Below are 435 nucleotides of genomic sequence, written 5' to 3'. Positions count from 1 at the left end.
CTCCTGCCAACTCTACCAGCGTTCCGCCGATATCTTCCTCGGCGTGCCGTTCAACATCGCGTCCTATGCCCTGCTGACCTTGATGGTGGCGCAGGTCACCGGGCTGAAACCCGGCGATTTCGTCCACACGCTCGGTGATGCGCATCTCTACTCGAACCATTTCGAGCAAGCACGCGAACAACTGCGGCGCACGCCGAAGGTGCTGCCGACGATGTGGATCAATCCGGAGGTGAAGGATCTGTTCGCCTTCCGCTTCGAGGATTTCCGGCTGGAAAACTACGTCGCCGATGCGTCGATCAAGGCGCCGATCGCGGTCTAAGGCCGCAAATTTCAGTCGATGCCGACCATCACGTCCGAGGCCTTGACCACGGCATAGGCCTGCTTGCCCTTTTCGAGCTTGAGATCGGCGACGGCCTCGTTGGTGATCGAGGCGGT

The 435-nt window shown here is 60.2% G+C and carries 2 protein-coding genes; one reads left to right on the top strand and one right to left on the bottom strand.

The genetic code is table 11. The features are described from left to right. The coding region (gene thyA, locus EN939_RS37640; protein WP_127272165.1) for a thymidylate synthase at nucleotides 1–319 on the top strand (319 nt) is incomplete at its 5' end. Nucleotides 320–330: 11 nt separating this feature from the next. Here thyA and EN939_RS37635 read toward each other — a convergent pair. Beyond that, nucleotides 331–435 (bottom strand): TOBE domain-containing protein (locus EN939_RS37635; RefSeq protein WP_164751668.1); only part of this gene is annotated, 105 nt, incomplete at its 5' end.

Origin of the sequence: Mesorhizobium sp. M7A.F.Ca.CA.002.05.1.1, assembly GCF_003998335.1 — a bacterium.
Taxonomy (GTDB): Bacteria; Pseudomonadota; Alphaproteobacteria; order Rhizobiales; family Rhizobiaceae; genus Mesorhizobium.
The sequence above is the reverse complement of the archived record's forward strand: the minus strand, read 5'-3'. Positions and strand labels throughout refer to the sequence as shown.